This window comes from Slackia sp. (genome assembly GCF_977041755.1).
The window spans coordinates 1-7242 of record NZ_CDRRGL010000097.1; the positions used below are offsets into that span (position 1 = coordinate 1).

The 7242-nt window shown below is 58.1% G+C and carries 6 protein-coding genes; all 6 read left to right on the top strand.

The window, feature by feature from the left end; all coding sequences use genetic code 11:
* Positions 1-642, top strand: a 642-nt coding sequence (locus ACWI8T_RS07245; RefSeq protein ID WP_449138456.1) for a phosphopantothenoylcysteine decarboxylase domain-containing protein, incomplete at its 5' end; no start/stop codon positions are given.
* A gap of 2 nt (positions 643-644) precedes the next feature.
* A complete protein-coding gene (locus ACWI8T_RS07250; RefSeq protein ID WP_449138457.1) occupies positions 645-1412 on the top strand; it encodes a type III pantothenate kinase in 768 nt (255 codons plus the stop codon).
* 158 nt (positions 1413-1570) lie between these two features.
* The gene (locus ACWI8T_RS07255) at positions 1571-2197 is read left to right on the top strand and encodes an adenylate kinase (protein WP_449138458.1); all 627 of its coding nucleotides are present in this window, start codon (positions 1571-1573) and stop codon (positions 2195-2197) included.
* Between the two features lie 144 nt (positions 2198-2341).
* Entirely contained in the window at positions 2342-4519 is a 2178-nt protein-coding gene (locus ACWI8T_RS07260) for a cytochrome C oxidase Cbb3 (protein WP_449138459.1), read from the top strand.
* A 260-nt stretch (positions 4520-4779) separates the two neighbouring features.
* Complete coding sequence (locus tag ACWI8T_RS07265) at positions 4780-5178, top strand: GtrA family protein (RefSeq protein WP_449138460.1); 399 nt, start codon at positions 4780-4782, stop codon at positions 5176-5178.
* A 176-nt stretch (positions 5179-5354) separates the two neighbouring features.
* Positions 5355-7064: a phospho-sugar mutase gene (locus ACWI8T_RS07270; RefSeq protein WP_449138461.1), complete on the top strand. Its 1710-nt coding sequence runs from the start codon at positions 5355-5357 to the stop codon at positions 7062-7064.
* The last annotated feature ends 178 nt before the right edge of the window (positions 7065-7242 follow it).

Below are 7242 nucleotides of genomic sequence, written 5' to 3' on the forward strand. Positions count from 1 at the left end.
ACTGCGGGGCCCACGCAGGAAGCCATTGATCCGGTGCGCTTTATTTCCAACCACTCTACGGGCCGCATGGGCTATGCCATCGCCGAGGTGGCGCGCGATCGCGGTGCGCGGGTGGTGCTCGTGAGCGGTCCCGTTTCGCTTGAAGCGCCCGAGGGTGTCGAACTCGTGAGCATCGTGAGCGCGCAAGACCTTTTCGATGCCGTAAGCGTCCGTTACGCCGAGTTTGATGCGGTTGTCGCCGCCGCCGCGGTTGCCGATTATCGTCCGAAAACGGTGGCCGACAACAAGATGAAGAAGAAGGATGGCGACTTGTCCATCGAGCTTGAACGTACGCCCGATACGCTTTCCTGGCTTGGCGCGCATCGTGTGGCCGGGCAGCGTTTGTGCGGCTTCTCGATGGAAACGTGCAATGTGCTCGAAAACTCCCGCGGCAAACTCACGCGCAAAAACGTCGATATGATTTGCGCGAACAGCTTGCGTGAGGAAGGCGCGGGCTTTGGCACGGCAACGAACCATCTCACGCTCATCTCTCGCGAGCACGAGGTCGACCTGCCTATGCTCTCGAAGGCCGATGCGGCCGACGCGCTTTTGACGGAGCTGTTCTCGCTCGACCCGCTCCCTGCGTCAACGGAAGGGGAGTAGCCATGCTGCTTACGGTTGATATTGGCAACACCAATGTGGTGATGGGCCTTATGCCCACGCGCGGCGAGCTCGCGAGCCAGCTGCGTTTTCCCACCGACAAGCGTCGCACGGTGCGCGAGTTCATGGATGGCTTCGAGGCACTCGTCGCCATGCACGGCTTCGATTTCTCTGATGTGGCGGGCGCGGTTGTTTCTTCCGTCGTGCCCGAGCTCACAGAATCGGTTGTGGCTTCGGTTCGCGCGAAAACGAATCTCGAGCCGCTTGTGGTGAACTATAAAATGAATTTGGGGTTCTCCATCGATATGGATACGCCCGAGCGTTTGGGCGTCGACATGATTGCCGACGCAGCGGGCGCTGTGAACGATTACGACGGCGCGCTCGCGATTTTCGATATGGGCACGGCGAACACGTGCTCGGTCGTGACGAGCGATCGCACGTATATCGGCTCCATTATTTACCCCGGCGTGGTTATCTCGCAGGACGCGCTTACCGCGCAGTGCTCGCAGCTGCCGTTCATCAAGTTTGAAAAGCCGAAGGGCCTTATTGGCAAGAACACCGTCGAATGCATGTATTCGGGCGTGTTGTATTCCAACGCGGCAACCATCGATGGCCTGATCGACCGCATCGCCGATGAACTGGGCGAGCCCGTGACCGCTATTGCGACGGGCGGCGTGAGCCGCATGATTGTTCCCGCGTGTCGCCGCGAAATCGTGCATGACCCGAATTTGCTGCTGAAAGGGCTTTGGGACCTGTACAAGCTGAATGCCTAGCGGGTTTCCCGAAAGCAGCTACGGCACGTTTCGAATCTCGGAGCGATTAGCACCCGTTGGTCGTTGACGGCAAGATTCCGCGCATTGTCTGGGTTTTCTTCATGTATGCGCGCAAGCTGATACAATGGGGCCACTGCATAAGTTGAAAGGACTTACGAATGAATATCGTTTTGTTGGGCGCCCCGGGCGCCGGCAAGGGTACGCAGGCCGCCAAGCTGGTCGAGGAATTCGCCACGCCCCACATTTCCACGGGTGACATCCTGCGCGCTGCGGTGAAGAACCAGACCGAGCTCGGCAAGAAGGCCAAGGGCTACATGGATGCGGGCGACCTGGTTCCCGATAGCCTGATCATCGACCTCATGGACGAGCGCCTGCGCGAGCCCGACTGCGAGAAGGGCTTCATTCTCGATGGCTTCCCGCGCACCACGGCCCAGGCTGTTGCCCTCGACGACATGCTGGCCCGTCTCGAGCGTCCCCTCGACGCCGCCCTGCTCGTTGATGTTGACCCCGAAGTCATCATCAAGCGTCTCACCGAGCGTCGCTGCTGCAAGGAATGCGGCTACATCGGCACCGCTGCCGACGCCACCTGCCCGAAGTGCGACGGCGAGATGTATCAGCGCGACGACGACAACGAGGCCACGGTTCGCAACCGCCTCGACGTGTACGCCAAGAGCACGAGCCCCCTTATCGACTACTACAAGGGCAAGGGCCTGCTGAAGAGCGTCGATGGTGATCGTCCGGTCGACACCGTCTATGTCGACGTGAAAGCTCTGCTCTGCCTGTAATTCGGCTGCGAAACAAAACCGGGACAGTTTCCCCGTAAGTAACTGTCCCACCGCGCCTCCTTCGGGAGGCGCTTTTTTGTGGTGCGCATGGGGGTGCGGGCTCGAGCGTTCATTCGGCGTGTGACCTTGGGTATAATGCGCTCCATGCATGCTTTCTTGACATTACTTGGCGAGTTCATTGCCACTCATCATGCGCGGTTGCGGCACTTCGCGAAGGTCGCCTGCGTTATTTTGCTGTGCGCCGCGGCGCTCGAAGTCGTGGTGTTCAACTTCAACCATTGGCGCAGCCTCACCTGGCAGCCCATCACGGTCAACGAACAATCAAACTTGCAGGAAACCGCCGATGATCGCCTGCGCATCTCGGCCATCGACAACACGATTGAGTTCGATTACGTCGGCGTGCCCGTGCACAATATCAAGCTTGATTTTTCGGGGAACCAGTCGGCGCAAAACGTGCCCGTGAAAATCTGGTTTACCGACGATGCGCACTCGACGTATTTCGACGACGATGAATACACGGCTGGCGTGCCGGTCACGTATGTCTCCACGAACAACGAAGAGAGTAAATACCTCAACATCAACGCTTCGGGCTCGGTGTACAAGCTGCGCATTCAGGTGGGCGTCGACGATGGGGAAACGAAGGTCACCTCTCCTCTGTACATGTCGAAGGCCGTGCTTAACGCGCCTGAACCGTTTAGCTTCAACGGCGAGCGCTTCTTGCTCGCGGCGTGCATTATGGCGCTCATATACGCGTTCCGCCCCAAGTCGAGCCTGTATCGCACGCAGCTGCGCGAGCATCCGCGTCGCACCAAAATCGCCGTTATTGGCGTGGCTGCGGTGGAGATTTGGGTTGGCGCGGCGTTTCTGTTGTTCGGCACGAACCTCGTAGGCGTTGCAACGCAGCATTACAACTCGGGCTCGTGGGATGGCGTAAGCGTTATCAACGTGTTCGAATGCGGCGGCGAAAATGCGCAGCAATACGCTGAACTCGCGAAATCCATGACGCAGGGCAAGCTCTATTTGGAAGAAGAGCCGCCTAACTGGTTGCAGAACATGGATGACCCGTATGACCGTGGTGCCCGCGACCAGTTGGTGAAGGAAACCGGCGAGAACTACTTATGGGATACCGCATATTACGAAGGCCATTATTACGTGTACTTCGGCGTGGTGCCGGTATTGCTGTTCTACCTGCCGTTCTACCTTGTCACGGGAGCGAATTTCCCCACGGCGATTGGCGTGCTCATTGGCATGGCGTTTTTCATCGCGGGCCTTTCGGCGCTGCTTGACCGCTTTGCCCGCTACCACTTCAAGCGCATGACGACTGGCGTGTTCCTGCTGCTGCAAATCGCGATTGTGACGTGTTGCGGCATGCCGTATTTGCTGAAGTTCCCCACGTTCTATTCGCTGCCCATTATGCTGGCGCTCGCGTTTTCGGTATGGGGCTTGTATTTCTGGATGGTGGGTCGTAGCCATTCACGTCCCGAGGGCTTCTATTTGGCGGGCTCGCTGTGCATGGCGCTCGTGGTAGGGTGCCGCCCGCAGCTCGTGCTGCTGAGTTTCTTGGCGTTCCCGTTGTTCTGGCGCATGTACATTACCGAAGGCCGCATTCGCACGGCGGCGGGCGCTCGTCAGTTTGCGTGCCTTATCGCGCCCTATATTGTGGTGTGCGCGGGCATTATGTGGTACAACAAGGCGCGCTTTGGCAGCCTGTTCGATTTCGGCGCGAACTACAACCTCACGGTAAACGACATGACGAAGCGAGGTATGGCGGTGGGCCGTATCGCCCCCGCGTTGTTCGCGTATTTGTTCCAAACTCCCGCGACTACGGGCGTATTCCCTTATTTGCAGGCTGTCGCGTTCGACACCACCTATTTGGGGCAAACGGTTAAGGAAGTTACGTTCGGCGGCATTTTCGCTGTGCTTCCCATTTTGTGGGTGCTTCCGTTCGCTCGGCGTATTCTGCAAATGCGCATTAACCAGCGTAAAACGCGTACGGTGGCAGGCGTTATTGGCGTGCTCATTGGCATCGGCGTGCTTATCGCTGTGGCCGATGCGGAAATGGCGGGCATTCTGCAGCGCTACTTCGCTGACTTCAGCATCATGTTCCTTATGGCGGCGGTATTGCTGCTGTTCATCGTGAACGAAAACATCGAAAACGGCTCGAAGGCGCATGCGGTATTCGTGCGTGTGTTGCCTGCGGCGGTTGCGATTGGCGTGGCCTATACGGTGCTCTTGTGCATCACGGCAGAAACCGGTTGGGTATCGGATGCCTACCCATGGGCATACCAAGGCCTGCTCGAGACGTTCCAATTCTGGACGTAAAGAACCGCTCTGGCGTCTGAGCGGATGATGCTTCTTGGCCAAACGGTCCCGAGCTCACGCAAGCAGCGCATTACGTGCTGCTTGGCTCGTGCGGAACTGCTTGGAGGCGCATCACCCGCCCAGACGCTTTGCGAAACTTTATTGAACGTTGTACGGAAGGCTTCGACACGAGGGGTGAAGGTGGAGCCCGAAATGCGCCGCCAGATTGCCAAGCAGCGGCGGCGACTGACGACGGCCGTCAGGTTGGCGGAAGGAGATACATGCAAAAACTTTTAGCTCAAATTGCGAAATTCGGTGTAGTGGGCGTTATTGCCTTCGTTATTGACTACGGTCTGCTCGCGTTGCTCACCGAAGTGTTCGGCGTTAACTACTTAGTGTCGGCCACCATCTCGTTCACCGCGTCGGTGGTGTTCAACTATGTGGCGTCGATGCGCTATGTGTTCACGCACAAAGAAGGCATGAGCCGCCGACGCGAGTTCATTATTTTCGTGGTGCTTTCGGTAATTGGCCTTATCATCAACAACGCGTGCATGTGGGCGGGCGTCGAGCTGCTGCATATTCACTACCTCATTACGAAAATCGGCGCCACGGCAATCGTTATGGTGTGGAACTTTGTAACGCGCAAGAAGTTTCTTGATGCGGGGGATGAAGGCAAGTAATCACGCGGCTTGGATTGTTTTCAGGTCGTTCGAATAGCTCGAGGGCGCGGGGCGTGCGTTTCCGATAGATTCCGCACGAGCCGGAAGCCACTTGATGTGGCTTCCGTGCGAGTCAGGACTGACCGAGGCGGAAGCGCATGTCCCGTGGCCTCGAGCGATGGGACAGGAGATACAAAATGGAAAATCGCGATGTGCGTGCTGAATTGGAGCGTTGGATTGCCAATGTGTCCGACGAGGAGCTTGCGGCTGAGCTGGCCGAAATGAAGAAGGCGGCCGATGCGGGCGACGATTCTGCAGCGGTAGACGCATTCTTCCAAGATTTGGCCTTCGGCACGGCGGGTCTGCGCGGCACGCTTGGCGCTGGCACGAATCGCATGAACATCTATACCGTCGGCCGCGCCACGCAAGGTTTCGCGGACTACCTGAATGCGAATTTCGAGAACCCAAGCGTTGCGATTGCGCGTGATTCGCGCAATAAGGGCGAGCTGTTCGTGCAGGTGACGGCCTCTATCTTGGCTGCTAACGGCATTGTGGCGCATGTGTATCCGAAGATTTCCCCCGTGCCCACGCTTTCGTTTGCCGTGCGCGACCTTGGTTGCTCAGGTGGCATTTGCATGACGGCAAGCCACAATCCGGCCGCCTACAACGGTTATAAGGCCTATGGCCCCGATGGCTGCCAAATTACGAGCGAGGCTGCGAAAGCCATTTCTGCTTCTATCGCGAACACCGATGCGTTCTCGGGCGTGAAAACGATGGGCTTCGATGAGGCTGTGGCTTCGGGCATGGTGAAATGGATCGACGACGCGGTGCTCGAGCGCTATTACGATGCGGTTTTGTCCAAATCGGTGAGCAGCCTTTCCGCCGAGCAGGTCGCCGAAGCTCCCTTGAAACTCGTGTACACGCCGCTCAATGGCACGGGCCTGATTCCCGTGACCACCGTGCTCGAGCGCGCGGGCATCACCGATATCACGGTAGTTCCTGAGCAGCGCGAGCCCAATGGCGATTTTCCCACGTGTCCGTATCCCAACCCTGAAATTCGCGAGGCCATGCAAAAGGGCATTGACCTGTGTGAGGAAGTGCATCCCGACCTGCTGCTCGCGACCGATCCCGATGCCGACCGTGTGGGTGTGGCGTGCAAAGACGGCGACGACTACACGCTGCTCACGGGCAACGAGATGGGCGTGCTTCTGCTCGATTACATCGCTCGCATGCGTAGCGAACGCGGCGAGGATTTGTCCGATAAGGTTGCGGTCACGACTATCGTGTCTTCCGCCATGGTTGACGCGCTTGCTGCGGAATACGGCTTCGAGCTGCGTCGTTGCCTTACCGGCTTTAAATACATCGGCGACATCATCACCGAGCTTTCCGATACCGGCCAGGTCGACCGATTCATTTTCGGCTTTGAAGAAAGTTATGGTTATTTGTCGGGCGATCACGTGCGCGACAAAGATGCCGTCAATGCGAGCTTGCTCATTTGCCAAATGGCTCAGGATTATAAACTGCGCGGCATGAACTTGGCCCAGGCTATGCGCGCGCTGTACGAGAAGCATGGCTGGTGGCTCAACCGCACCGTGTCGGTTTCGTTTCCGGGCGCCGCGGGTGCCGAAACCATGCGCGGCATTATGGCGAAGCTGCGCGAACAGGCTCCGAGCGAGCTTGCCGGCCGCGCCGTTGAAGCCGTGGTCGACTACGAGGGTGGCGTGAACGGCTTGCCTTCGGCAAATGTCGTCGAGTTCGACGTTGAAGGCGGCAACAAGGTTATCGTGCGCCCGAGTGGCACCGAGCCCAAAATCAAGCTCTATGTGTTCGCGAAGGATGCCGACCGCGCTGCGGCCGATGCGCTGCTCGACGCCCTTGAGGCTGCGGGCCGCGAATTGCTGAAATAAAGGTTGTATATCGGGCGGCTTTCGAGTCGCCCGTTTTGTACGGAACGTGTACGGGCTTCGTGCCGAGCAACGTTGTTCCGATCTCTCTTGCGAGGCTCGCTATAATGGGCGTGCCGCGTGGTAATGCGTGGTTTTGGGATTCGCAACAAGGAAGGACATCCCATGATTTTCGGAAATA